We start from the raw sequence: 26,499 nt of genomic DNA on the forward strand, positions 1-26,499 counted from the left end.
ACATCTGGCCGTACCTTACCGGTAAGGATTCGGCTTAATCACTATGAGATACACCGGAACTGAGACACACACACCGGATTTCCGGTGAAATCCTCAACGAAGGCCTGTGGGAACTGCCGGTCGAAAGTTAGATAGAAGGCGAACTAGATGAGAAGTTTTATTATTTTGGTGTGTTTATAGTCCATTGAATGGATCGCAAAGTAAAAGACAGTCATAGTCGCATTTCTCTTCCACTTGAACTCCTCCTCTATCACCTCTCTCTATTTTATCTCGTTAGATTATCTAATCGAGACCGCTCACTATTTCCCATCAGCAACTCATCCGGATCCTATCACCATCTTAGTTAGATAATCTACTGTCCTGATCAGATAATCTAAAACCTATTGACTCTCACATTCCGTCTAATAGTGTTCTCATACACTCTACTAGGACTTTCCGTTGAACGCCTACTTACCGTTCTCCAAATCCAGAATGTCTCTTGAGTATTCTCTATTGAATACCTTTTTCGGTGAATAAACTCTTCCCTCTCCCTCTTTCAACTTCCATCCCCTCTTTCAACTTCCATCCCCTCTTTCAACTTCCCTCCCACACCATTTCAGCCCATTTCACCGGAAACGTGGTGTGTGTGTCTCGGCGAAACGTTGAAGGTATTTCACCGGAAACACGGTGTCTGAGCAAATGTCCGACTCCGATGATCTATTCGTTCGGAACGATCCGATATTCGTCAACAAAGAACTTCTCGAGATTAGCCACGTTCCGGACGAGGGTCGTATCGTGGGTCGTGACGACGAAATCGGGCAACTGGCGAGTGCAGTCAACCCTGCAATCTTCGGCCAGAGTCCGAGTAACGTTCTTATCTACGGCAAGACCGGCACTGGCAAATCCCTTTGTGCAAAATACGTCTCGAACCGACTCGTGGATACCGCCGAAGAAGAGGGGACGGAAGCTGCGTACGTCTACGTCGATTGTGCACAAGATAGCACCGAAACCCAAACCGTCCAGACGATCGCTAGTTCGGTCAACACCGAGGAGACTGATATCTACATTCCAGATAAGGGCATCAGTACAGCCACGTACTACAAACGCCTCTGGCGATTGCTCGATCAGGCCTACGATGTCGTCTTGATTATCCTCGATGAGATCGACAAACTCGAGGATGATGCGATTCTTATGCAACTCTCGCGTGCGGGCGAGGCCGGGAAACTCACAAATTGCAAAATTGGCGTCATCGGGATCAGTAACAAGATCAAGTACAAAGACCGGATGGACGAGCGCGTCAAATCCAGTCTCTGTGAACGCGAGTTCGTCTTCCCACCGTACAACGCGACCCAACTCAATGACATCATGGAAGCTCGTAACGATGCGTTCCGAGAGGGTGTCCTCGAGGAGGCTGTGATTCCGCGTGCAGCGGCACTCGCCGCTCGAGAGCACGGAGATGCCCGGAAAGCGATCGACATTCTACGGTACGCCGGCGAAATCGCCCAATCGACGAGTGCTGAGACCGTCCGCGAGGAGTTCGTCGTTCAGGCTCGAGAACGAGCCGAGGTCGACCGGTTTCGCGAACTCATTCGCGGATCGACGCCCCACTCGAAACACGTGCTTCAGGCGCTGACCGTTCTATCGCTCGATCATGGCTCGCCCAACGCTGACGCCCCCGAACAGGGATTTAGGACCACTCGCATTTACGATGTCTACGAGCAAATTTGTCGCCAAGAGGGCGTCGAGTCGCTTTCACTCCGTCGTGTTCGCGACCTCCTCAAAGAACACGCGTTCCTCGATGTCATCGAACAATCCCGCCACAGCGGTGGCAGTGCCGAAGGCAGCTATACGGAGCACATGCTCCTCGAGGATCCAGAAGTCGTCAAAAACGTTCTCGCTGAGGCTACTGATTGATATTCTTTCCTCTCGGAACTACGTGGTACCATTCCCGAAAACGTGTGGCACTTTTCATCGGAAACGTGGTGTCCGCTATACTGAATACGCGGCCCTGTTGAAATCCGATTTTTCAGTCACCATGTAGAATGAAACAGACGGTAGGTAGGAGATGTGAATTGAGTATTAGAATCGATTACCCGATTGTTCCGTAATGGGTGTACTGGAAGAGTAAGTGGGGGACAATAATTCCGACTATGAAGACGATGCCAAAGACGATCTCAGATGAAAGAGTAGTCAACGCAGAGAGTCCAAATAGCAGCCCCATCGCTAACAGAACGAACACACCGATAACCTTGTTCTCGGCAGTTACCAACCCTTCGCGTCTGATAATGATAACCAGCGAGATTATAAGCAAACCAAGAATTCCAACAGCAACTGCGGTGAACAACTGTATTGAATCCGTTGCAAGACTGATAAAGAAGCCACCACCCACCAACAGGTATGCAAGTCCAATAGCTGTGATTTTCATTTTGTCAGTAACGCTCCTGTCCTGCTTCATTTCCCCTTGAGATGAAATCATGCTTTGAAATTGAATTGGTTTTATCATGCTAAGTATTTGTTCCTCAGCATGCTACCGCTAGATTTGCACCCTATATTGACCGCTCAGAGTGATCGGTCGAGATTGTGAACGAGACAGGCGATGGTGAGCTCACAGAACTGTTTCCACCAGCGTCGTGAGCGAACGAGCACCGTACTTCCGCTTGAGCGTTGCGTTGACGGTCTCTGATTGATACGGTTTACTGTAAGTTGTTACCGCCGAAACCGCGACCCGTCTGCGGTTTCGCCGGTAAATCGTTACAGCAATCCGTATGAGAAGGGCTCGCCAGACGGCCATATCAAGTCTATCGAACGCTTTGCACAGTGTTGATGGGGAAGGAAGTTCAGTGAGGTTGACCGTGGTCCGAATACGGGGCATCTTGATGAGTTCGTTGAGAAGTGTTCGATACGTCGTATCCTTTCGAACGTTGAGACAGAGGAGAACGATGTGCTGATGGAGCGTGTAGCGTTGCTTCGAGAACTTCGAGGAGTATCGAGCGACGGCACGTTGGGCTAACTGAAATGCTTCCTCGACAAACCGGAGCAACCGTGACTTTGGGTGGGTCTGCATCTACTCAAACTACCGACTGAACCTGTAACTACTAAGGGTTTCAACAGAGCCGAATACGCTTACTTCCCACAGTGTACACCACGTTTCCGGTGAAATCGCCATCGCGATCGCTCTGTCCCATTTGATTATTTTCCGATCACCATCTGATATTCACCGGAAACTCGGTGTCTGGCGAGAAACGAGATTAAGTCCAACCAACGCTCGACACACCGAATTTCCGGTGAATTCAATCGGTGAGAAACTACTGGAACCCACCATCCATTGGATCACTGCGAACTACTTATTGGACAGTCTGACTGTCGTGGATTTCACCGGAAATTCGGTGTCTGTATTCCGAGCCAGTTCTCGAAGCCACTATACTGCCAGCTAAATAGTAGACATATAATATACATTCGAATTTGTCAGAATATCTGAAACTGCGTGAATATCGATTCAACATACTGTTGTATGACAGTATATATTAGGGAGAACCACGAAAAAGACATGAATATGAACGAATATGTGTGGATAAGTGTTTATAATCGTATGTGTGGGGAAGAATACATCGAAATGATGGTAGATTTGACACAGGTACTACCATCTTTTATAGTATAGATCAAACATCGTTTCACGATAAACCTCAAAAATCATAGTTAGATCTTCCACTACTGCACTGCTCTCGAGCCACTCTCATACGGTTTACTGTAAGTCGTTACCGCCGAAACCGCGACCCGTCTGCGGTTTCGCCGGTAAATCGTTACAGCAATCCGTATCAATCGTCGGCTGTCATGTCGAACGGGGGTTCGGCCGCCGGTGGCAGTGGCGTTTCGTACGGTTGGCCAGCAGTCGCGTCAACGAACTCTTCTCGTGCTGCTGCTAGGGTCTCCGGATCGTTCATCAACTCGTACGTCGATCCAGCGAGTACCTTCGCCGCAAAGATTGCACCCTTCTGGCCGAAGTCGCCGTTGGCTGCGACGACTTGCCAGGTGTGTCCAGGTGTGCCAACCGGCCACGTTGCCGCATTGAACCGACCGGTCGGCGTAATGTAACTCACGTCGCCGACGTCCGTCGAGTACGACCCGACCTCGCCTTCGTTGAACGGTTCGACGGGATCAGGATAGAGTGCCTGCTCTTCGACTTCCGCACGAAGTTCGTCGGGCAACCCCTCGAGTTCGGCGTCACGATTGCCCTCTGAAACCGTTTCGAGCAGTTCAGCGGCGAACTCGTAGTCCTCGTCATCGTATTCGATGGGACCGACGTCTTGCATCGTCTCCCAGATGACATCGGTGACCGTACTGTTTGGGAGCGTGTCGTAACACCCCGAGAGGAATCGTTCGCTGACCTCGGTCTGGGTCATCAATGCCGCGCCCTCGGCGATATCGCGCAGCCAATCGGTGTTGCGCTCGACTTCGGTCCGTGACGGTGCTCGGACGTAGTACCAGACGGACGCTTCCGAGGGCACGACATTGGGTGCATCGCCCCCGTTGGTAATCGCGTAGTGTACGCGCGAGGTATCTGTAATGTGTTCGCGCATAAACTCGACACCGTTGTTCATGAGCTGGACCGCGTCGAGTGCACTGCGTCCCGATTCCGGCGATCCGCCGGCGTGTGCGGACTCGCCTTCGAACGTAAACATAAGCGAGTTTAGGGCGTTCGAACTGCCGGCTCGCGGCGTGTTCAAATCGCCGGGATGCCAGCTCAGTGCGGCATCGAGGTCGTCGAAGACGCCTGCGCGGGCCATGTAACTCTTCCCCACAAGAATTTCTTCAGCCGGGCAGCCGTAGTAGCGAATCGTCCCCTCGAGCTCGCCGGATTCGATGGCTTGTTTGACTGCGATGGCACCGCCGAGTGCGGCGACGCCGAAGAGGTTGTGACCACAGCCGTGGCCTGGACCGCCGGCCTCGACGGGATCGCGTTCGGCTTTCACCTGCTGTGAGAGGTCGGGAAGGGCGTCGTACTCTCCCAAGAGGCCGATCGTTGGCTCCCCATCGCCGTACGTCGCGACAAAGGCTGTCGGCATGCCGCCGATATCCATTTCGACGTCAAAACCTTCGTTTTGGAGCGTCTCGGCGAGTGTTTCCGCCGAATCGTACTCGTGGAGCCCGAGCTCGGGATTCTCCCACAGCTCTTGAGCGAGGTCGTACAGTCGTTCACGGTTCGATTCAACTGTCCGAAAGACAGATGTTGTACTCATTTGGTATGCTAATCCGTGGCTAATCGGTTATGTCTCACATCGCATAAATATACCGATTACCAATACCTGAGGTTGATTGGTCAACGTGTGGTCAAACAAATCGAAAAACACTCGACGATTCTAACTCGAAGGCGTAACTCGAGTGCGTCAGAGATCGTAATTCGCGGACGTAACTCGAGGATGACGTTGTGAACGTTGACGATACGTTCTAGCCACTCCACATCAAATACGCTCCAGTTGCCACTGCAAGTCACCACACACCTGATTGGCTGACGGCTGTACGATCAGTGTATGAACCATTTCAGCTCCCATCAGCATCGGTGATCCTGTTCCGAGGAGTGACTATCGTCAGTCGTCGGCCGTCATGTCGAACGGCGGTTTGGCCTCCGGTGGCAGCGGCGTTTCGTATGGCTCTCCGTTCGTCGCCTCGGTGAACTCGTCTTTGGCCTTCTCGAGCAGCTGTGAGTTCGTCATGAGTTCGTACGTGGACCCGGCGAGTACCTTCGCTGCGAAGATCGCGCCCTTCTGGCCGAAGTCGCCGTTGGCTGCGACGACTTGCCAGGAATGACCTGGTGTCCCAACTGGCCACGTCGCCGCGCGGAATTGTCCCGTCGGCGTGATGTAACTCACGTCACCGACTTCGGTCGAGCCACCGCCGATTTCCTCCTTGTTGAACGACTCGATCGGCTCGGGATACAGAGCGTGGGGCTCGACTTCCTCGCGCAGGTCGTCCGGGAGCGTCTCGAGTTCGGCGTCACGATTGCTTTCCGAGACCGTTTCGACGAGATCTCGAGCGAGTTCGTAGTCTTCGTCGTCGTACTCGATGGGACCGACATCCTGCATAGTCTCCCAGATAACGTCCGTGACGGTGTCGTTAGCGAGATACGGGTAACATCCCGAGAGGAATCGTTCGCTGACCTCGGTCTGGGTCATCAACGCCGCGCCCTCGGCGATATCGCGCAGCCAGTCGGTGTTGCGCTCGACTTCAGTGCGAGTGGGGGCGCGAACGAAGTACCAGACGGACGACTCCGCCGGTACGACGTTTGGCGCGTCACCGCCGTTGGTGATCGCGTAGTGCATACGGGAGTTATCGGTAATGTGTTCGCGCATGAACTCGACCCCGTTGTTCATAAGTTGGACGGCATCGAGTGCGCTGCGACCGGACTCCGGCGACCCACCGGCGTGTGCGGACTCGCCTTCGAAGGTAAACTCGAGGGAGTTCAGCGCGTTCGAACTCCCTGCCCAGGGCGTACTCAGGTCGCCCGGATGCCAGGTTAGCGCGGCGTCGAGATCGTCAAAGACGCCTGCGCGGGCCATGTAGGTCTTGCCGACGAGCGTTTCCTCGGCCGGGCAGCCGTAGTAGCGAATCGTCCCCTCGAGCTCGCCCGATTCGATGGCACGTTTCACCGCAACCGCACCGCCGAGTGCGGCGACGCCGAAGAGGTTGTGGCCACAGCCGTGGCCGGCCCCACCTTCTTCGATCGGCGACCGTTCTGCCGTTACTTCCTGAGAGAGCCCTGGAAGGGCGTCGTACTCACCTAATATACCGACCGTTGGCTCGCCATTGCCATACGTCGCGACGAATGCCGTTGGCATGCCGCCGATATCCATCTCGACGTCGAAACCTTCGTCTTGGAGCGTTTCAGCGAGGGTTTCAGCCGACTCGTACTCGTGGAGCCCGAGTTCGGGATTCTCCCACAGCTCCTGGGCGAGATCGTACAACTGTTCGCGGTTCGATTCGACCGTTTCGTAGACTGTCGTCACACTCATAGAACGAATGTCCTCGGATACCCCATTCTTTGCCACAGGTATAATTATTCGGGTAGCGGATACGGACGATTTTCGAGTAGCCCACGCAGACGATCCTCGCTCTCACAGCACCCAGTAGAACGGGCATCGAACCATACGTGGGAGAATCGACTATTCGTGCGGGGATCGACTACTCGTGTGTTGTCAGCGACACTATTCGTGTGACCATCGGTCGAAGAACGTCAGTTCGCGTTCGATATGGTCACCGACCTGTTCGCGATATTCCTGCCGGGAGACGTGTGGTACATGTCGGGCGTTCGTCGCGAGTTCGAGGGCAACATTCGCGTAGATGATCGCCAGTTCGCGCATGTCCCGCGGATCGATTTTGTCGAGCGTGTCCGCGTGGGTGTGGCCCCATCCACGTCCGGAATCGTCGGTTACCGATCCAGCAGTAACCGCAGGAATGCCGACTTCGGCGAACGGCCACGCATCGCTATGAGGACTTATCTGGTCTCGAACCTCGAGCGGGACGCCGAGATCGTCGGTGACGTCCCGGATAATATCGGTCATCACGTCGTACCCGTAGGACCGAACGCTTGGCGTCCTCGAGTCGCCGGCCCCGTCGATGTTTAACACGCATTTGATCGAGTCGTGATCGGTCACCGACGCGAACTGATGCGAGCCCAGGAGACCGATCTCTTCGGCACCGAACGTGACCAGCCGGACCGTCGTCTCGAGGTCGTCCTCGACGGCCGTAAGCAGGCGACCGATTTCGGCCACGAGCGCGCTGCCCGCGGCGTTGTCCCGTGCGCCGTCGGAGATATCGTGGCCATCGACGTGTGCGGAGACGACGACCATTTCGTCGGTGTCGGGGCCGACGGTCCCTTCGACGTTGACCGACGTGGCACTCCCGTTCCAACACTCGACACTGAGCGTGGCTGTGGGCGCCGAATCGGCGTACTGGGCGAGCCGACCGCCGAGTTCGGCGGAGACGCCGACGGCGGGTATCGGCGACGGCCGTCTCCCCCACCCGATTTCGCCGGTCGGCGGGAGTTGGCCGTCGACGTGGTTCCGAAAGACGAAGCCGACGGCGCCCTGTCTCACGGCTTCGGCGTACTTTTCGATGCGGTGTACCCACCGGCCGTACTCGTCGGGAACGTCCGAACGGACCATCACGATGTTCCCTTCAACTTCCGATCCGATCGCTTCGGGGCGACCGTACCCGAGGTCGACTAGGGTTGCTGTAACCTCGCCGGCTGTCGTTCCCGGCAGCGCGATGACTTCGTGCTCGAGGTCGAACGTCCGGTCGTCGATCCGTACCGACGACGATCCACGCGACCAGCCGTCGATAGCGAACTCGTTCGTGTCCACGTTCCGGAGGCCCGATTCTTCGAACGCGGTTTCGACGATCGTTGCTCCTGCCTCCTCACCGTTTTCTCCTGCCATTCGACCGCCGACCTCGACGAGATCTGTGAGCACGTCCCATTCGATACCGTTCTCGTATGCGTCGCCGATAACATCAGCCGGTAGCGGTGACATAGTCTGTAATACCCAGCATTGTAAATAACAGTGCCGATCGGACGATACTCCCCGAGAGACTCTCCTTTTAGACAGACTCCCCTTTTATTGTATAACCCATATTCAGCTATTGTTTCGATTACGAGTACGGTTTCCAGGGTTGGCGACGTTCATCGCGTTTTCCGATGGACATTTACACATGTATTAGCGTAATCCTCTAAGGTCGATCATATATTGGACATTCATCTCCCAAATCCCGATATTTCGAAATACTGTGCATCTATAGGTGGTGTATGTGTGAAAATAACCGTAAAAATCGGGCTTGGGAACAGGTGCGACGAGATCGGTCCACACTCACGACCAGCGGTCTCGTTTGCGGAACCGAGTCGAAGAACTCGCGTCGGACCACCTGTGTCGTACGCTTTACGGCGCATCACCCTCGAGGCGTTCCAGATGGTTTCCCGCTTCGACGAGCGACGCGGCTGTCGGCACGAACCGTCCCCGGTCAATCTCACCGCCTACTGAACATTTATCCTCGCATAGTCGGTGGAAGTACACACGATCGTGTTCCGTAGACTGCCGAATCCCCTCCGTCTGTCCATCTTGTGGATCGGTCTCGCGCTGTCGAAGCTCGGGCTCGTCGACGCAAGGCGGGTGAGACGGGCGACCGACCTCGCGTGGCCGCGGATCGTGACCGGACTGGCGCGGATGTCGAAAAACGCGGTCGACGTCGCGATGGTCGGTATCGCCGCCGGCTCCGCAGCGATTGCAGGGGTCGGACTCGCGATGCCGTTCTGGGGGCTCGGCCGGGCCGTCGGCGGCGGGGTCGCCGGCGGAACGATTGCGCTCGTCTCACAGCGATATGGCGCGGATGCCTACGCGGAACTCGGCGATGCGATCCGTTCGAGTTTCGTTCTGGCGCTCGGCCTCTCGATTCCGTTTACGGTGGCGTTTTTCTTGGTTCCGGAAGAACTGATCTCGCTGCTGACGTCCGACGCCGAATCGATCCGACTTGGGGCGGTCTACCTGCAGACCGTCAGCCTCGGAATTCCGTTCGCTTGCCTCAACTTGGTCGGGAGTCGGCTTTATGTCGGAATGGACGACTCGTGGACGCCGATGGTGATCCGGGCGGGCGGTGCGACCGTGAACATCGTCCTTAACGCGGTTTTCATCTTCGGGCTCGATCTCGGTGTTTTCGGGGCCGCGCTCGGAACTACCGTCGCGAGTATTGCGGTGACGGTCGCGTTCGCGGTCGGACTGATCGCCGGTCGGCTGCCCGGAATCGGGACGTTCCCGATACAGGTCGACCCGTTCGGATCGTATCTGACCGCCCAGACCCATCGGGAACTGTTCTCGATCGGGACGCCAGTATTGGCCAAAATGGTCGTCTGGCGGCTGTCGGAGTTCCCGATTCTTGCAATCGTCGCCCGGTTCGGCCCGGAGATCGTCGCCGCATACGTTATCGCACGGCGAATATTCGATCTGATGAACACGCCGGGATGGGGGTTCTCACTCGCCTGTTCGAGCCTCGTGGGTCAGGAGCTCGGGACCGGAAACGAGCAACGCGCGGAGATCTACGCCCGCGAAATCGTGTTGTTCGCGGTCGTGGTCTACGGTGTCCTAGGAGCGGCCGTCTTCGTTTTTGCCGAACCCATCACGCTGCTATTCGTCGATGACCCGTCGGAACTATCCGTTTCGACTGCCGTGGCGTTCGTCTATTCCGCGTGCGGTGCTGTCGTCTTCAAGGGCGTCGCGCGCGTCACGGACGGTGCGTTGAACGGGGCTGGCGATACGCAGTGGCCGTTCTACAGCCAGGCGATCGGAATGTTCGGCGTCGCGATTCCGGTCGCGTACATCGGAGCGACGACATCGCTCGGGGTTATCGGGTTGTACTTGATATTCTTCGCGGAGTCAGTTATTCCAGCCGCAATAAACTATCGGCGCTTCGACGGCGGCGAATGGAAGGTTATCAGCCGCGGTTATCGTCCCCCCGCGAGCAAGGCAGACGATTAACGGGCACCCCCTCGAGGTGTGTCATACAGATTCCTGTACCGATGTCCCGGCCCAGCTGCCGCCCGGGTCGCGGCTGGGTCGGAACTGACGGACAGAAAACCGTATCACGGTCCGCCGATGGCTACGTCGAAAATTTCCATTGGCGATGATACATAATTACGATTCAATTATGATAGCCGTGGGGAGGAGTATCGACTGTATAAGGGGATACTATACGTATTATGACTGGGGGGTAATTGGCAACAATGGAATCTCGCGGATCGTAACGCATATATGGGTATTCTGTATTTGTCTAAAGGAGTTCCGGTAAATCATGAAACAGACAGACACGAATAGGCGGGATTTGATGAAGTATATCGGCATGGGTGCTGGTGCTAGTATAAGCGTTGCAATGGCCGGCTGCTCGGGTGAGTCGGACCCTAACGGCGGCGGAAACGGTGGAACCGAGACGGATGTGGACGACGACACGCTCGTGGCCACGCAGCCGATCTGGCCCGAGTCGATGGATCCGCAGAACCACGCGTCGTCGAACACCTACGACATGATCAACTACTCGTTGTACGAGCCGTTGCTCTACAATAACGAGGAGACGGACGACGACGGGAACTACATCGTCGATCCCTACCCTGGTCTCGCGACTGACTGGGAGTTTATCGACGACGACGAAACCGAACTCCGCTTTTACCTTCGGGAGGGCGTGACGTTTCACAACGGGAACGAACTGACCCCGGAGGACGTGGTCTTTTCACTCAAGCGCGGACTTGATGTTGAGGAAAGCGAGATCGGAGCACCTCGGGAAACAAGAGTTCCCACGTACGAAGACGCCGTCGCAGTCGAAGACGAGTTCGCAGTCGACCTCATCATGTCGAACGCGACCCCGAAAGCGATCGATCGAGTATGTGGATATCCGTCCATCATGAGCAAGGAGTTCGTGGAGAACAACGATCCGGCTCAGGAACCGAACGGGACGGGCCCCTACCAGCTCGAGGAGGCTGTCGAGGGTGAAGAGCTGGTCTACACGTACTATGAGGACTACTGGGGCGAGGAACCGGACTTCACGACCGTTCGGTGGAATATCGCCAGCGAAACTCAGACGCAGGTCTCACAGGTACAGGCCGGGGAGACGGATCTGGCCGTCGAAATCAATCCCCAGGGGCTCACTCAGCTCCGTGACGACGACAACGCACACACTGCAACGACGCCGACCCCGCGGTCCGTGTTCATGCAGATGCGAAACGTGGGCGACGATACGCCGTTCCAGAGCACGGAGTTCAGACAGGCGATGTGCCTGGCGATCGACAACGAGGACGTAACCGACAACGTCGTCGGTGAGTACGGGGAAGCGACGACGACGTTGGCCCCGGAGTTCTTGCCCGAGAGCCATCCCGACCTCGAGCAGTACCCGTACGATCCGGGGCGAGCGGAGGAACTCGTCGACGAGAGCGGCTTTGCCGGGACCAGCTTCGAGTTGCACACGCCCCAGGGACGATACCTCAGGGACTCCGAAGTGGCCCAGGCGATTACCGAGGATATCGATTCGCTCTCGAACGTCTCCTGTGATGTCAACATCCGCGATTCGAACTCCTGGATCGACGATCTGACCTCCGACAACGCGGCGGATCAGCCCGTCGCGTCGATCGTCGGGTGGGGCGGTGCGGACTTCCTGGTCAAGACGGCAGTCGTGCAGTGTTCGCTGGTCGAAGGCTCGTGGGGCGGTAACTGTTACGACGAACTCGAGGAGTTGATCGACGAGGCGAACCAGATGAGCGAGTGGGAACCCTACCTGGAGGCGAGTCGGGAGATCAGCCGGTGGCTTCACGAGGAGTACGTCAACGTGTGGCTGTACAACTCGTTCAATTTGTACGGGATGAGCAATCGCATCGATTTCGATCCACGGATCGACGAGGCCGTTTACCCTCAGTCCGCAACCCGGAACGAGTAACATGAGACGGAAATCACGGATGAATCGGGTCGACTGGTAGATCATTGCGATGGGTGACTAATATGGTTTCAGGCAGATATCTCGTCAAACGCTTCGTTCACGGTATTCTCGTAGTGTGGGGTGCGATTACACTGATTTTCGTCCTTCGGCACATCTCGCCGGGGAGTCCGATAAACGTCATGACGCCGCCGACGGCGAGCCCGGAACTCCGCGAGCGCGTCGCCGAGGAGCTCGGGCTGAATCAACCGATTTACGTCCAGTACCTCGATTATCTCGGTGGCGTACTGACCGGTGATCTGGGTAACTCGTACGTCCGGGGCGCCCCGGTCAGCCAGTTACTGATCGATCGCGCCCCAGCGACGATCGAGCTCGCGATCGCCGCGACGGTCATCGCGCTCATCATCGCGATTCCGTTGGGCGTTATCAGCGCGACCAATCGCGACGAACCCCTCGACTACGGTGCCTCGTTGGCCTCGTTGCTGGGTATCAGTACCCCTAACTTCTGGTTGGGACTCATGCTGATCATGGTTGTCTCGGTCCAGATCGGGTTCTTCCCGACGAGCGGCCGGGGAACCGGGTTCGTGGCTGCGGTACAGCTGCTGGTTTTCGAGATGGATGCCGGCGGATTCGTAACGTGGTTCCAACACATCATCCTGCCGGCGATCACGCTTGGCACGTATTTCATGGCGTTGATAACGAGGTTGACCAGAAGCGAAATGCTCGAAGAGCTCGAACAGGAGTACGTTCAGGTCTGCCGAGCGAAGGGACTTCCCGAGCCGCTGGTCCTGTACAAACACGCCTTGCGAAACAGCATGCTTCCCGTCGTGACCGTCGTCGGACTGCAGGTCGGCTACCTCATCGGTGGATCGATCGTCGTCGAGGTCGTGTTCTCCTGGCCGGGCGTCGGGAACCTCATAATCGATGCGTTGACCAACAGCGACTGGATGATCATTCAGGGATACCTGATACTCGTCTCGGTTTCGTGGGTGACGGTCAACTTCTTCGTCGACGTCACGTACACCGTGCTCGATCCGACGGTCAGTTTGGAGTGATACGATGTTCTCGAAACGCACATTACAGAGTTTACGCGACGTATTCCACAGATCACTGCTTCCCAAGATCGGGCTGATCTGCCTGTTGCTCGTGGTCGTCTCCGGGATATTCGCCCCGGTTCTTGCACCCCACGATCCGACGGCACAGAACTCGGATATCTCCAACCAGCCGCCGGTGATGGTCTCTCAAGATGTCACCGAAGAGACCGTCGAACTGGACGGGCTCGAACAGGAAGTGACCCAGGAGACGGTGACGAAGACCGGAACGTTGGCCTACCCACTGGGTACCGATCCGTTGGGACGGGACATCCTCTCGCGGATCATATACGGGGCTCGCGTGTCGCTGGTCGTTGGGATCGTCAGTACCCTCCTGGCGTTCATGCTCGGGACCGCGTTCGGCCTGACGTCGGGCTATTACGGCGGCTGGGTCGACGATCTCTTCATGCGATTGATCGAGGTGCGCCTCTCCATTCCGGGACTGGTGCTAGCGATCGCCATTATCGGAATATTCGGGTCCTTACCCATACCAGTGCCCGATCCGTTCGTCTCGTTGGGTATCACGCCGGACATGCCGGAGACGACCGTCATTCCGGGCGCGATCACCCTCGTAATCGCGGTCTTCTCCTGGGACCACTTCGCACGCGTTGCCCGCGGGGAAGCGCTGTCGCTCCGGAGCCAGAACTACGTCCAGGCCGCGAAGGCCTCGGGAGCGAGCAGCTGGGCGATCATCAGGCGCCATCTGTATCCGAACGCGTTGACGCCGGTGATGGTACTGGCCACGATCCGGGTCGCGTCAGCGATTATCCTGGAGAGTGTCCTCTCTTTCCTCGGATTCTCCGGGGTGACGCTGTCCTGGGGATTCGACATCGCGTTCGGACGCGAGTACATGGGGACCGCGTGGTGGGTCGCGCTCTTCCCCGGGCTCGCCATAGTTGTCGCGGTCATCGGCGTGAACCTGATGGGTGATTGGCTCCGGGACGCACTCGATCCGGACGTCGACGCAGGAGGTGCAGTCGAGTAACAATGACTCGAGAGAAAATACTCAAGGCACGGGATCTCAAGGTCCGGTTCTACACGGACGAAGGACAGGTAAACGCGGTCGAGGGCGTCGACATCGATCTCTACGAAACGGACGTGTTGGGGATCGTCGGCGAGTCCGGCAGCGGGAAAAGCGTGACCGGTCTCACGATCATGGGACTGATCGAATCCCCCGGTCGGGTCGACGGCGGGGAGATCTGGTACCGGAACCAGTCGCTGGTCGCCGAGTACGAATCCGATCCGTCGGTCGAGACGGACGGGGACTACGTCGATATCCTGACGCTGTCCGACGAGGCCCGCCGACGGCTTCGAGCGCGCTCGTTCAGCATGGTCTTTCAGGATCCCATGGAGAGCTTCGATCCCTCGTACACGGTCGGTGAACAGATAGCTGAAGCCGTCGAAGTACAACGCCGGCTCGCGGACGATACGTCCGGCAGGGAGTACGGCTTGCGGGAATTGATCCTCAGTACGGTCTCCAACTCCTACACGTTCGTCTCGGAACAGAGTCGCGAGCGAGCCGTCGAGCTCCTCGAGATGGTTGGACTGTCGGACCCGGAACAGCGGGCCCAGGAGTACCCCCATCAGTTCTCCGGCGGGATGCTTCAACGGGCCATCCTCGCACAAGCGTTGGCGGCGGACCCCGACATCCTCATCGCGGACGAGCCGACGTCGGCTCTCGACGTGACGATTCAGGCGCAGATCCTGGAGTTGCTGGCAGATATCCAGGAGCAAACCGACATGAGCATCATGCTGATCACGCACAATCTCGGCGTCGTCGCCAGAGCGTGCGAACACGTGGGCGTGATGTACGCAGGCGAAATCGTCGAGTACGCACATATCGAACGGATCCTCGACGAACCGGAACATCCGTACACGCGAGGACTCATGCAGAGCGTTCCGGACATCCAGGTCGACGACCAGCAGCTCCGACCGATCAGTGGAAACGTCCCGTCCCTGATGGACGCCGAAATGGGTGACCACTGCTACTTCGCGGACCGGTGTCCCGAAGCGAAAGACGAGTGTTTCGCGGAGAAACCGCCCGATGTTATGCTGAACGACGAACACATGTCGAAATGCGTCCTCGCCGAACCGGACGCACAGAGTATCACTCCGGATACTATCGAACAAGGGGGAGAATAGATGTCTACGCCACAGTTGAACGTCAAGAGTCTCGAAAAGTACTATTACACGAATAATTCGATTACGGATAAGCTTCTGATGGCGGAACAAGAGAGCGTCAAAGCGGTCGACGGGATCTCGTTCAGCCTTACGGAAGGGGAGTCGTTTGCTATCGTCGGTGAGTCGGGGTGTGGCAAATCGACGGCCGCGGAGTCGATACTCAACCTCCGTACCCCGACGGACGGCGAAATCGCCTTCAACGGAGAGATAATCTTTCCGGAGGCAACGACGAACCGTGAGGTCCGAACCGAATTCCGACGACAAACCCAGATCGTCTTCCAAGATCCGAACTCGAGTCTGAATCCCAGGATGACGGTCGGAAAGATCATCACCGAACCCCTGTTGATTCACGATATCGGAACCGCCAAGACGCGACGGGAACGCGCACAGGAGTTACTCGAGGAGGTCGGCCTGGATTCGACGCATATCGATCGGTATCCCCACGAGTTCAGCGGGGGACAACAACAGCGAATCGCCATCGCTCGCGCGCTCTCGATCGAGCCGAACTTGATCATCCTGGACGAACCGGTAAGTGCCTTAGACGTCTCCGTCCAGGCACAGATCCTGAACTTGCTTATGGATCTGCAGGACAAACACGACCTGACCTACCTGCTAATCAGTCACAACCTTGCCGCCGTAAACCACATCGCGGATCGGGTCGGCGTGATGTACCTCGGGGAGTTCGTCGAGAAGGGAGCGACCGATACGATCTTCTCGAATCCGAAACATCCCTACACGGAAGCACTCCTCAAGAGCGTTCCGCAGGTATCACTCGAGGAGCGACGCCGAGATGTCGAGTTGCTCGATGGGGACGTTCCATCCGCCAAGGATCCACCGAGCGGCTGTCGGTTCCACACGCGGTGTCAATACGCTCGTGAGGAGTGTACGAAAGAGAAACCCCTTCTCCACGATGCTACCGAACACGCCGATCAACAGAGCGCTTGTTTCCGGATCGACGACGACCACGAATACTGGAACAGTGAGTCCCTGCAGTAACCCTGATTCGGCCCCAAGCGCGGTTTCATTGTATGGATAGCCTCGCCGACCGAACTCGTTCGGTTTGGAAGCGAGCGGTCGCGCTGGGGTGGCCGATCGCCGTGCAACAAACCCTCAACACGATGATGCGAACGGTCGACATCATCGTTACGGGCCTGTTCTCCCCAGCAGCCGTCGCCGCCGTCGGACTTGCGGATCTCTATGCCCAGATTCCACTGCGTATCGGACTGGGGCTCGGGACCGGTGCGATCGCTATCTCGAGTCAAGATACCGGGAGGGGTGCACGCAACGTTCGCGACCGGGCGATCACGCAGGCATTACTGATTGGGATACTCTGTGGGCTTCCACTCGTCGTCGTGGGGGTATCGTTCAGTCACGTGTTGATCGACGTTCTCGGTGCCGAATCAGATGTCGTCCGCCTCGGCGGGGTGTATCTGCTGTTTGTCTTCGCGGCCGCACCGATGCGGATCACCGGACTCGTCGGCGCCCGTTCGTTACAGGGAACGGGCGATACGCGGACACCGATGCTCATCAACGGAAGTACGAACGCCCTCAACATCCTGTTGACGGTCGCTCTGGGACTGGGGGTCTGGATCGTCCCGTCCCTGGGGGTCGCCGGCGTCGGTATCGCGACGGCGATCAGCCGGACGGTCGAAGCGCTCGCGATTACGGGTGCCATAGCGAGTTCACGAACGACACTCTCACTCGCCCGGCCGCGTGATCTCGCAGTCACTCGACAGCTCGTTGAGGTGAGTATACCGACCTTTGCGGAAGGGATGAGCACGTCCCTCGCGAATTTTCCGTTCAACGCCCTGCTGTTGCTCTTTGGGACCGAGGCAAACGCGGCGTATCACGTCGCGCGACGAATATACCAGCAGTTTACGGGACCGCTGTACAGATCGTTTGCGACGACCGCGAGCATTATCGTCGGCCAGCAGTTGGGTGATGGCCGACCAGACGACGCGCGATTCTCCGCAAGTGCACTCGTCGTCCTCGGGGTTCTCGTCCTCGGTGGAACTGGTGTCGGGCTGTTCGTCGGTGCGTCGCAGTTGGTCTCGGTCTTTACGCAAGACCCACAAACCGTCGCGTACGCGATCGAGTTCACTCGGGTCTTCGGTATCTCGATGGTCTTTTTCGGCGTCTTCTTCCCGCTTGCCGGCGCGTTGCGAGGGGCAGGGGACACCCGGACCCCGTTCTACGCTCGGTTTACCGGTGCGTTCGTCTGCATGCTCGGTGTCTCGTATCTCCTCGGGGTCCCACTGGGCTACGGCCTGCCCGGGATCTACGTCGGCATCTTTCTCTCGTACGTCTGTTGGGCCGTCGTCGTGGGTGTGGGGTTCCTGTGGGGGAGCTGGGTGGAGACGGCAACGGCGATGATGAGGGAACGGGACGCGGCGGCCGAAGACGATCGACCGGTCCAGTGACACGGTCCGCCGTATTCGTTACCGGTGATCGCTGCTCAGTTCGAGCGATCACCGGCACAACGCGACAACGATCCGTATGAATCGCCGCGGCTGGACGGTCTGTCGCGTCACCGACAACGGCGACTTCTGGCGGTTGCATCCGGCGGACTCGGGGTTCGTTCGGCCCGCATCGACCACGGCTCCGTTTCGGAGCGTCTCTCGAGCCGATCGGACGATCGCGAATAACGCGTCGATACGGCTGTTCAATGTCGGATGGAACACTCGAGTAAGCACATTTTCACAGGACGATAGCCGGAACCGGTAACCATATGAGCAGTTCAGTCGTATTGTCACGCGATGGTTCGAATCATCGAGACGGACGACGCACCGGCAGCGGTCGGTGCGTACAGTCAGGGAACGACCGATGGACAGCTCGTGTTTACGGCAGGTCAAATTCCGGCCACGCCGGAGGGCGAACTCCTAGACGACGAACCGATCGAAACCCAGACCGAACAGTGCCTCGAGAACGTCCGTGGAGTCCTCCAGGAAGCGGGACTCGATCTCGAGGACGTGCTCAAAGTGACGGTGTTTCTCGAGGACATCCAGGACTTCGACGCGATGAACGACGTGTACGCGACGTACTTCGACGAGGAGCCCCCGGCCAGAAGCGCACTCGAGGTTGCGAACTTGCCAAAGGGCGTCGGCCTCGAGATCGAAGCGATCGCGTCACACGACTGATCCGCTGGATCGGGACATCTCGAGCTACCGGCCTCGGTCGATCGATCAGATCGTGTGGATCGCTTCGTCGACGGCATCCAGCGCGGCTTCTTCGATACCCTCCGAGCGGGTTGGATGGGGGTGGACGGTGCCGGCGATATCCGAAACCGTGAGCTCGTTCGTTATCGCGAGGCCGATCTCGCTGACGAGTTCCGACGCTTGTGGCCCGACCACGTCGCCGCCGAGGACGCGACCGGTCGATTCCTCGGCGACGATTCTGACCGCCCCGTCGCTCGTGCCGGCGGTCAACGCTCGCCCGTTCGCACGGAAGGGGAACGATCCGACGACGACATCGTCTCGTTCTACGGCGGCCCCGGGTGTGAGTCCGACGGTCGCAATTTCGGGATCGGTGAAGACGACTGACGGAACGACGGTCGGTTCCACTGTCGCTCCCGCAGTCGCGATCCGTTCGACGACGCTCGTCGCCTCGTCGCTGGCCGCGTGGGCAAGCAGCGGTTCGCCCGCCACATCGCCGACCGCGAACACGCGCTCGTTTGCCGTCCGAAACACTTCGTCCGTCTCGATGTAGCCACTCGAGTCGAGGTCGATACCCGCGTTCTCGAGGCCGACCGAGTCGGTGACCGGTTCGCGGCCGACGGCGACGAGGACGGCATCGCCGGTCACGGTTTCGCGTCGGTTCGCCGACGAACTATCGTCGCCAGCCAGTCCAGCGGAGTCGCCGTCCTCGCCAGCTAGCTCGACTGTGACGCTTCCGGTGTCGGTGTCCATCCAGTCGGTGGCGGTTCGTCCGAACGCGAAGTCGATCCCGAGTTCGGCGGCGGTCCGTTCGACGGGATCGGTCAACTCGGCGTCGTACGCCGGCAGTATCTTCTCCGCTACTTCGACGACGGTCACGTCGACGCCGAGCTTTGCGACCGCCATCGATAACTCCATGCCGACGTAGCCCGCTCCGACGACGACGAGCCGTTCGGGCAGTTCCTCGCGCTCGAGGAGCCTACTCGCGTCGAGTATTCGGTCGTCGTCGAACTCGAATCCCGGAAGCTGGATCGGTCGGCTTCCCGTCGCGACGATCGCCCGCTCGAACCGCACTCGCGTGCGGTCACCGTCGCCCCGATCAACGGCGACCGATCGATCGCCCTCGAACGTCGCCGTGCCCTCGAGACGCGTGATGTCGTTTCGATCGCAAAGTATCTCGACGCCTCTCGTGAGACGACGGACGATACGGTCTTTCCATCGCTTGACCCCCTCGAAATCGACGCTCACGTCCGCCTCGATACCGAACTCGCTCGCCTCTCGAGCCGTGTGTGCGGTGTCGGCCGCGTGAATGAGCGCCTTCGACGGAATACAGCCGCGATTGAGGCAGGTTCCGCCGAACCCGTCTCGGTCGACGATGGTCACGTCGAGGCCCAGTTGGCTCGCACGGATCGCTCCGACGTAGCCGGCTGGCCCGGCGCCGATGATGAGCAGTTCTGTCGTCGTCGATGGTGAGTCAATCGTCATGAATTCTGTCGTCGTCGGTGTTATCTCGACTCCAGTTGGTGCCACGAGAGCTGTGGCTCTCGAGCAGCACTGGTCTGATCGATTCGTTTCGCGGACGTCGCCTTCGGGGCGTCCTCGAGTGCGGACGGCTCGTCGGCCGCGACGGCGCCGAAGGCTTCGGCCAACTGATCGAGCGACGTCTTGCTCTCGGCTTCGGTCGGCTCGGTCATCAGCGCCTCTGGCACGTTCTCGGGCCACTTCGTCGTCGGCGGGTGGACGCCGTAATCGAGCATTCGCTTGGCGAAATCGGCGGCGTCTCGATCGCCCGCGCTCGCGACGAATTCGTGGTGGAACGGCTCGAAGGGAATCTTGAGGTCGATCTGGCTCGCGAGGTAGTTCGCGTTGAGCACGGCTTTGGCACTCGCATCGCGGAGTCCGTCGCCGCCGAGTCGGCTAATGTAGGCGTGGGCCTTGAGCAGGACGAGCCAGTTGCCCATCGCGCCGTGGACCTTCCCGATCGAGCGCTCGGGTTCGAACAGTTCGTACTCGCCGTCGCGCTCGCGGACCTGCGGGTTCGGCAGGAAGGACTCGAGCTGTTCGCTGACCCCGACCGGGCCCGCACCCGGACCGCCGCCGCCATGGGGCGTCGCGAACGTCTTGTGGACGTTGTAGTGCATGATGTCGAACCCCATGTCGCCGGGTCGAGCGCGACCCAGTAGCGCGTTCAGGTTCGCCCCGTCGTAGTACATGAGCCCGCCCGCGTCGTGGACGATCGTCGCGATCTCCTCAATATTGCGCTCGAACAAGCCGAGGGTGTTCGGGTTCGTCAGCATGAGGGCGGCGGTCGAGTCGCCAGCCGCGGCCGACAGCGCCTCGAGGTCGACTCGTCCGTCGTCGTCTTCGGGGAGTTCGACGACGTCGTAGCCGGCAAGCGCTGCGCTCGCGAAGTTCGTCCCGTGAGCGCTGGTCGGTACGATCACCTCGGATCGTTGCTCGCCCTCGCCGTTGTCCTCGTGGTAGGCCTGCGCGATCAGGATGCCCGCGAACTCGCCTGCAGCGCCGGCGGGTGGCTGCAGCGTGACGGCGTCCATGCCGCCGATGCGGGCGAGATAGTCCTGGAGTTCGTGGTAGATTTGCAAGGTCCCTTGCACGCTGGCTTCGTCCCGATCCGGGTGGACCGCCGCGCTGGGTAGCGACGCGATATCCTCGGTGAACTTCGGGTTGTACTTCATCGTACAGGAGCCAAGCGGATAGGGACCGCTGTCGATCCCGTAGTTCATCTGTGAGAGTCTGGTGTAGTGACGGGCCAGTTCCGGTTCCGAGAGCTCCGGTAACTTGAGCGAATCCCGAGTGAGGTGATCGGGGAGGTCGGTGTCGTCGACCTCGACGGTCTCGAGATTCCGCTCGGACAGCAGCGGCTCGTACCCCTCGGAGTCGTCGTCGTTCCAGATGGCTTGGGTATGTCGTTGCATCAGTTTACCACCTCCGTGAACGCGTCGACCAGCTCGTCGATCCGGTGTTCGTTCCGATCGCTCACGCAGATCTGTACCGTCTCCTCGTCGACGACGTGAATCGCGAACCCATTCGCTTCGATCGCTGTGGCGACCGCGTTGGCGTCGTCGACGCGAGCCCGAAACTCCCTGAAGTGGTGGCGGTCCCGAACCGGTGCCGAGACGCCTTCGATTTCCTCGAGCCGTGACGCGGTCTGTTCCGCGAGTCGATGACAGCGCTTGGCCAGCGAGACGAGTCCCGACGGGCCCAGCGACGCGGCGTGAATCGCCGCTCGCAACGCCACCCAGGCCTGGTTCGTACAGATATTGCTCGTCGCCCGCTCGCGTCTGATGTGTTGTTCGCGGGTCTGCAGCGTCAGCGTAAAGGCCCGATTGCCGTCGTCGTCTCTCGAAGCGCCGACCAACCGTCCCGGAACCTGTCGGAGATACGCCTCGCGACACGCGAACAGCCCCAGTCCCATCCCGTAGCTCGGCCCCATCCCGAGCACGCTCGCGTCGCCGACGACCACGTCGACGCCGACATCTGCCGGCGAACGCAACAGCGCCAGCGCGACGGGGTCGGTCCCGAGACAGAACATGCCGTCGTGAGCCGACACGATCTCGCCGATTTCTTCGAGGTGTTCTTCGAGTACGCCGTCGGTCGTCGGACTCTCGAGATACGTCATCACGACATCGTCGTCGATCGCTTCCTCGAGTATCTCGGGCGTCGTCACGCCGTCGTCGGCCGGGAGTTCCTCGACGACGAGGTCGGCACCGGCGACGTAGTTCTCGAGAACGTCGCGTCGCTCCGCCCTGATGTAGTCGGGGACGAGAATGCGATCCCCGGTCGTTTCCCGCACGCGGTCGGCGAGGGTCGCGGCCTCGCCGAGCGCGGTCGCCGCGTCGTACATCGAGCAGTTGGCGATCTCGAGGCCGGTCAGTTCGACCAGCAGCGACTGGTACTCGAACAGCACCTGCAGGAATCCCTGGGTGATCTCCGGCTGGTACTGCGTATACGACGTGATAAATTCCGATCGAAGCGAGATGTGATCGACGAGCGACGGGACGTGGTGTGCGTAGTGGCCGCGCCCGAGGAATTCGATCGGCGCGTCGTTTCGCTCGAGCGTCTCGGTTAGCTCCCGGACGACGGTCTGTTCCGAGCCAGCGTCAATGTCGAACGACTCGTCGAACCGCACTGCATCGGGGATGTCGAACAGTTCGTCGACATCACTGACGCCGATCGCCTCGAGCATCGCCGCGACATCCTCGTCGGTCTGGGGCGCAAATGGCGTTCCCGTCTGTTTCTCGTCCGTCGTTTCTCTCGTCGTCAGTGTGGTATTTCCGTTCATCCGTTGATCACAGCTGTGCTCGGTATTCCGCCGGCTCAAGAAGGTGATCGAACTCGCCCGTTGGCTCGAGTTCGATCAGCCAGCCGTCTTCGAACGGGTGCTCGTTGATGAGTTCCGGCTGCTCGCGGACCGCCGTGTTGATTTCGACGACGGTGCCAGCAACCGGCGCGTACACGTCGGAGATCGCCTTGATACTCTCGACGAGTCCGAACGCCTCGTCCCGATCGACCGTGTCTCCTTCCGCAGGGAGTTCGACGAAGACGATATCGCCGAGTTCGTCCTGAGCGAAATCCGTAATGCCGATCCGAACGACCTCGTCTCGACGGTCTACCCATTCGTGCGATGCAGCGTACTGTAGTTCGTCAGGTATCTGAAAATTCATCGTTACTTCGTCTCCTCCGTTGTCTCGAGTGATTCGAGGAATCGCTGGTCGACGACCGTCGCGTCGACGGCCCGACCGCGAACGTCGACCTCAAGCGACGTTCCCGCCTCGGCGTACGCCGTGTCGAGGTATCCGAGTGCGATCGGACAGCCAAGCGTCGGACTCATCGTCCCGCTGGTCGCGTGTCCGATCGAGTCCCCATCCTGGAAAATCTCGTATCCACTTCGAACGATCGCTCGCTCGTCGACGCGAATGCCGACGAGTTGCTCGTCGACCCCCTCGTGCTCGAGGTCGCGAAGCGCTTCTCGGCCGACGAACTCGGGCTTCGAGAAGTCGACGACGAAGCCAAGTCCCGCCTCGAGCGGCGTTCGTGGCTCGTCGTCGGGATCGAAATCCTGGCCCGACAGCAGGAGGCCGGCCTCGAGTCGAAGCGTGTTGCGGGCACCGAGTCCACAGGGTTGGACGCCGTCGAACGCGTTCCAGACGGTCGTCGACTCCTCGGCCGGGAAGAATATCTCGACGCCGTCTTCGCCGGTGTAGCCGGTTCGGGCGACGAGACAGTCCACGCCGTCGATGTCGGTTCGCGTCGCGCCGAACCGTGAGAGGGCTGCGATCGAGCCCGCCGCGACGGATTCGACCGTCTCGATGGCTGCCGGTCCCTGCACGGCGACCAACCCGGTGTCGTCCGTTCGATCGTGGATGCTCACGGTGAGTCCACGTTTCCTGGCGTAGGTCGACCAACGGTCGGCCATCTGTTTCCCGTGTCCAGCGTTTGGAACGAAGAGGTATCCGTCCCGTTCGGGATACCGATAGACGACGGTGTCGTCGAGTATCGTGCCGGTCTCCGCGAGGATACACGAGTACTGTGCGTCACCCGGCGCTAACGATCGAACGTCGTTGGTCGTCAGGAGATTCATCAACTCCGTCGCATCGGGGCCACTGACGACGATTTCACTCATATGGCTGACGTCGAAGATACCAACCGATTCCCGGACGGCAGTGTGTTCCGTCCGAATGGAATCGAACGACACCGGCATCTCCCACCCACCGAAGTCGGTGAAATCGGCGCCAGCGCCACGGTGTACAGTCGCAAGTGGCGGCGTATGTAACGACACGTCTTGATCATTCGAATAGTCGATTAAATAGATTTCCCTGCCGAGTGGATCGCGACTGTCGCGATCTATCGCGTGCTTGCACGGCTAGCGCCCGCGCTGACGGTCTGCAGCCGTTGCCGGTGGCACCGTAACGCGTCGCGGTCGTACGGTACATCGTTCCACAAACCGTCTCAGGCCTCTACCGACGGACACTGGCTTCGATAGCTAACGTCGTATCCACGGTCTCGGATCGAGTCGATAATTCGTTCCGTCTGGTCGACCCCGCTGGTCTCGATCCGAAACTGCAAGTAGGCGTTTCCAACGCCGAGTTCTGTGGCCGCTCGCTCGTGACTCACGTCGAAGATGTTGGCGCCGTGTTCGGCGATGATCGCGGAAATACGGCTCATCTCGCCCGGCTGGTCACGAATGTGGACCCGAAGACGGACCAGCTGATCCCGATGGGAGAGGCCATGGGTAAGGACCGTCTGGAGATCCGTCATACTCAGATTCCCGCCGGAGAGTACCGGCACGACGGTATCGCCCTCGATGTCCAGTTGGTCGCTCCGAAGCGCTGCGATCGTGGTCGCGCCGGCTCCCTCGATCATCTGTTTGGTCCGCTCGAGCAGGAACAAGACGTTCTCGGCGATCGCGGTATCCGAGACTGTGAGGACATCGTCGACCCGGTCCCGGATGATGTCGTACGTAAGCGGTGCGATCCCGCCCGTCGCGATCCCGTCGGCGATCGTTTGGACCGATTCCACGGACTGTGGCTCACCCTTCTGCAGACTCTGTGGAACCGTCGCCGCGCCGTCCGCCTGGACGCCCACGAGTCGCGTTTCCGGGGCTAACTCGTCGATTACCGTCGCAATCCCCGCGATCAGGCCCCCGCCGCCGATCGGCACGATCACCGTATCGACGTCGGGCACCTGCGACAGGATCTCGAGGCCGATCGTGCCTTGGCCGGCGACGATCTCCGGATCGTCGTACGCGTGGACGAACACCGACTCGTCGTCGACGAGCGTCTTCGCGTGATCCATCGCCTCGCGGAACGTCTTCCCGTGGAGGGTAACGTCGGCTCCGTAGTCCGCCGTTGCATCGATCTTTGCCTGTGGCGCGTTCCGCGGCATCACGATGGTCGAGTCGAAGCCGGCTTTTGTCGCCGCGAGCGCAACCCCTTGTGCGTGGTTGCCCGCGCTCGCGGCGACGACGCCTGTCGCTGTCGCCGACGATCCCGTCAGTTTCGCGAGTTTGTTGTACGCGCCTCGCGTTTTGAACGAGCCCGTTCGCTGGAGGTGTTCCATCTTGAGTCGGACCGTTGCACCGACGGCGTCGTCCAGCGTTCGACTCGTCTCGATCGGTGTCTGCCGAACGACCGCCTCGTCGTCACACCGTCGTTGTGCCTGTCGAATATCTGTTATAGTTACGTTCATCGCTCTGTCTCGTGCCACCCCGATTGCGGCTGTTGGAACGACGTCCAGTGTGTCTCGTTTCCTGAGCCATCACCGGTAGCCGCCGTTCGTCAGCCCGTCGCGTGATGGTCGTTCCTGTAAACCGTACGTACGAACCGTATTATAGCTACGGGTGCCTCTACCGAGGCATCTTCTCGCCCATCGATGAACTGCGTTGCAGACGAAATTCCTCACACTGGGAAACAGAACGGCACGCCTAGATAAATTCAGGCTGGAAAATATAAATACCTTATTCTGAATCATGAAATATAGGTCTATGGCAACTGGTAACATACACTGCTGGAATTTCTATCCTCGAGCCTCGTTGGATTCGTCCAGTCGTGTCCATTTGTCACGGAATTGCGTTCCCAGATACTGAACGCTGGCGACGCTCGTGGGGATTGTCACGTACA

The 26,499-nt window shown here is 59.0% G+C and carries 19 protein-coding genes and 1 pseudogene; 9 read left to right on the top strand and 11 right to left on the bottom strand.

Annotated elements, in window-relative coordinates; genetic code table 11:
* Window positions 1-678: 678 nt before the first annotated feature.
* A complete protein-coding gene (locus D8Y22_RS19310) occupies window positions 679-1,893 on the top strand; it encodes a Cdc6/Cdc18 family protein (protein WP_141466303.1) in 1,215 nt (404 codons plus the stop codon).
* A gap of 175 nt (window positions 1,894-2,068) precedes the next feature.
* On the opposite strand, the gene D8Y22_RS19315 is transcribed toward D8Y22_RS19310, so the two are convergent.
* The 5 genes and pseudogenes from D8Y22_RS19315 to D8Y22_RS19335 form a co-directional block, all read right to left on the bottom strand.
* Window positions 2,069-2,434: a hypothetical protein gene (locus D8Y22_RS19315; protein WP_141466304.1), complete on the bottom strand. Its 366-nt coding sequence runs from the start codon at window positions 2,432-2,434 to the stop codon at window positions 2,069-2,071.
* A gap of 104 nt (window positions 2,435-2,538) precedes the next feature.
* Window positions 2,539-3,043 (bottom strand): annotated as a pseudogene (locus D8Y22_RS19320) (hypothetical protein).
* A gap of 751 nt (window positions 3,044-3,794) precedes the next feature.
* Complete coding sequence (locus D8Y22_RS19325) at window positions 3,795-5,216, bottom strand: amidohydrolase (protein ID WP_141466305.1); 1,422 nt, start codon at window positions 5,214-5,216, stop codon at window positions 3,795-3,797.
* 348 nt (window positions 5,217-5,564) lie between these two features.
* Window positions 5,565-6,986, bottom strand: coding sequence for an amidohydrolase (locus D8Y22_RS19330; RefSeq protein WP_141466306.1), 1,422 nt, complete (start codon window positions 6,984-6,986; stop codon window positions 5,565-5,567).
* A gap of 192 nt (window positions 6,987-7,178) precedes the next feature.
* Window positions 7,179-8,504 carry a M28 family metallopeptidase gene (locus tag D8Y22_RS19335; protein ID WP_141466307.1) on the bottom strand — a complete coding sequence of 442 codons (1,326 nt, stop codon included), beginning with the start codon at window positions 8,502-8,504 and terminating at the stop codon, window positions 7,179-7,181.
* Window positions 8,505-9,047: 543 nt separating this feature from the next.
* Here D8Y22_RS19335 and D8Y22_RS19340 point away from each other — a divergent pair.
* The 8 genes from D8Y22_RS19340 (at window position 9,048) to D8Y22_RS19375 (ending at window position 18,844) form a co-directional block, all read left to right on the top strand.
* Complete coding sequence (locus D8Y22_RS19340; RefSeq protein WP_141466355.1) at window positions 9,048-10,496, top strand: MATE family efflux transporter; 1,449 nt, start codon at window positions 9,048-9,050, stop codon at window positions 10,494-10,496.
* 454 nt (window positions 10,497-10,950) lie between these two features.
* Complete coding sequence (locus D8Y22_RS19345; RefSeq protein ID WP_174811925.1) at window positions 10,951-12,438, top strand: ABC transporter substrate-binding protein; 1,488 nt, start codon at window positions 10,951-10,953, stop codon at window positions 12,436-12,438.
* A 62-nt stretch (window positions 12,439-12,500) separates the two neighbouring features.
* The gene (locus tag D8Y22_RS19350) at window positions 12,501-13,490 is read left to right on the top strand and encodes an ABC transporter permease (protein WP_141466309.1); all 990 of its coding nucleotides are present in this window, start codon (window positions 12,501-12,503) and stop codon (window positions 13,488-13,490) included.
* Window positions 13,491-13,494: 4 nt separating this feature from the next.
* Window positions 13,495-14,511 carry an ABC transporter permease gene (locus D8Y22_RS19355; RefSeq protein WP_141466310.1) on the top strand — a complete coding sequence of 339 codons (1,017 nt, stop codon included), beginning with the start codon at window positions 13,495-13,497 and terminating at the stop codon, window positions 14,509-14,511.
* A gap of 2 nt (window positions 14,512-14,513) precedes the next feature.
* The gene (locus D8Y22_RS19360) at window positions 14,514-15,668 is read left to right on the top strand and encodes an ABC transporter ATP-binding protein (protein WP_141466311.1); all 1,155 of its coding nucleotides are present in this window, start codon (window positions 14,514-14,516) and stop codon (window positions 15,666-15,668) included.
* Complete coding sequence (locus D8Y22_RS19365) at window positions 15,669-16,703, top strand: ABC transporter ATP-binding protein (protein ID WP_141466312.1); 1,035 nt, start codon at window positions 15,669-15,671, stop codon at window positions 16,701-16,703. It begins immediately after the preceding gene.
* A gap of 32 nt (window positions 16,704-16,735) precedes the next feature.
* Window positions 16,736-18,127 (top strand): MATE family efflux transporter, encoded by a 1,392-nt coding sequence (locus tag D8Y22_RS19370; protein ID WP_141466313.1) that lies wholly within the window; start codon window positions 16,736-16,738, stop codon window positions 18,125-18,127.
* Between the two features lie 336 nt (window positions 18,128-18,463).
* Window positions 18,464-18,844, top strand: coding sequence for a Rid family detoxifying hydrolase (locus D8Y22_RS19375; RefSeq protein ID WP_141466314.1), 381 nt, complete (start codon window positions 18,464-18,466; stop codon window positions 18,842-18,844).
* Window positions 18,845-18,889: 45 nt separating this feature from the next.
* Here the strand turns inward: D8Y22_RS19375 and lpdA are convergent, their stop codons facing one another.
* From lpdA to ilvA, 6 genes are all read right to left on the bottom strand, one after another.
* Complete coding sequence (gene lpdA, locus D8Y22_RS19380; protein ID WP_141466315.1) at window positions 18,890-20,344, bottom strand: dihydrolipoyl dehydrogenase; 1,455 nt, start codon at window positions 20,342-20,344, stop codon at window positions 18,890-18,892.
* Between the two features lie 20 nt (window positions 20,345-20,364).
* Window positions 20,365-21,795, bottom strand: coding sequence for an aminomethyl-transferring glycine dehydrogenase subunit GcvPB (gcvPB, locus tag D8Y22_RS19385; protein ID WP_141466316.1), 1,431 nt, complete (start codon window positions 21,793-21,795; stop codon window positions 20,365-20,367).
* On the bottom strand, window positions 21,795-23,162 hold the full coding sequence (gene gcvPA, locus D8Y22_RS19390) for an aminomethyl-transferring glycine dehydrogenase subunit GcvPA (protein WP_141466317.1): 1,368 nt from the start codon (window positions 23,160-23,162) through the stop codon (window positions 21,795-21,797). The genes gcvPB and gcvPA overlap by 1 nt, the downstream gene beginning before the upstream one ends.
* A 7-nt stretch (window positions 23,163-23,169) precedes the next feature.
* A complete protein-coding gene (gene gcvH / locus D8Y22_RS19395) occupies window positions 23,170-23,544 on the bottom strand; it encodes a glycine cleavage system protein GcvH (RefSeq protein ID WP_141466318.1) in 375 nt (124 codons plus the stop codon).
* Window positions 23,545-23,546: 2 nt separating this feature from the next.
* The gene (gene gcvT, locus D8Y22_RS19400; protein ID WP_141466319.1) at window positions 23,547-24,659 is read right to left on the bottom strand and encodes a glycine cleavage system aminomethyltransferase GcvT; all 1,113 of its coding nucleotides are present in this window, start codon (window positions 24,657-24,659) and stop codon (window positions 23,547-23,549) included.
* Between the two features lie 170 nt (window positions 24,660-24,829).
* Window positions 24,830-26,068: a threonine ammonia-lyase gene (gene ilvA, locus D8Y22_RS19405; protein ID WP_141466320.1), complete on the bottom strand. Its 1,239-nt coding sequence runs from the start codon at window positions 26,066-26,068 to the stop codon at window positions 24,830-24,832.
* Between the last annotated feature and the right edge of the window lie 431 nt (window positions 26,069-26,499).

This window comes from Salinadaptatus halalkaliphilus (assembly GCF_006543045.1).
Lineage (GTDB): Archaea > Halobacteriota > Halobacteria > Halobacteriales > Natrialbaceae > Salinadaptatus > Salinadaptatus halalkaliphilus.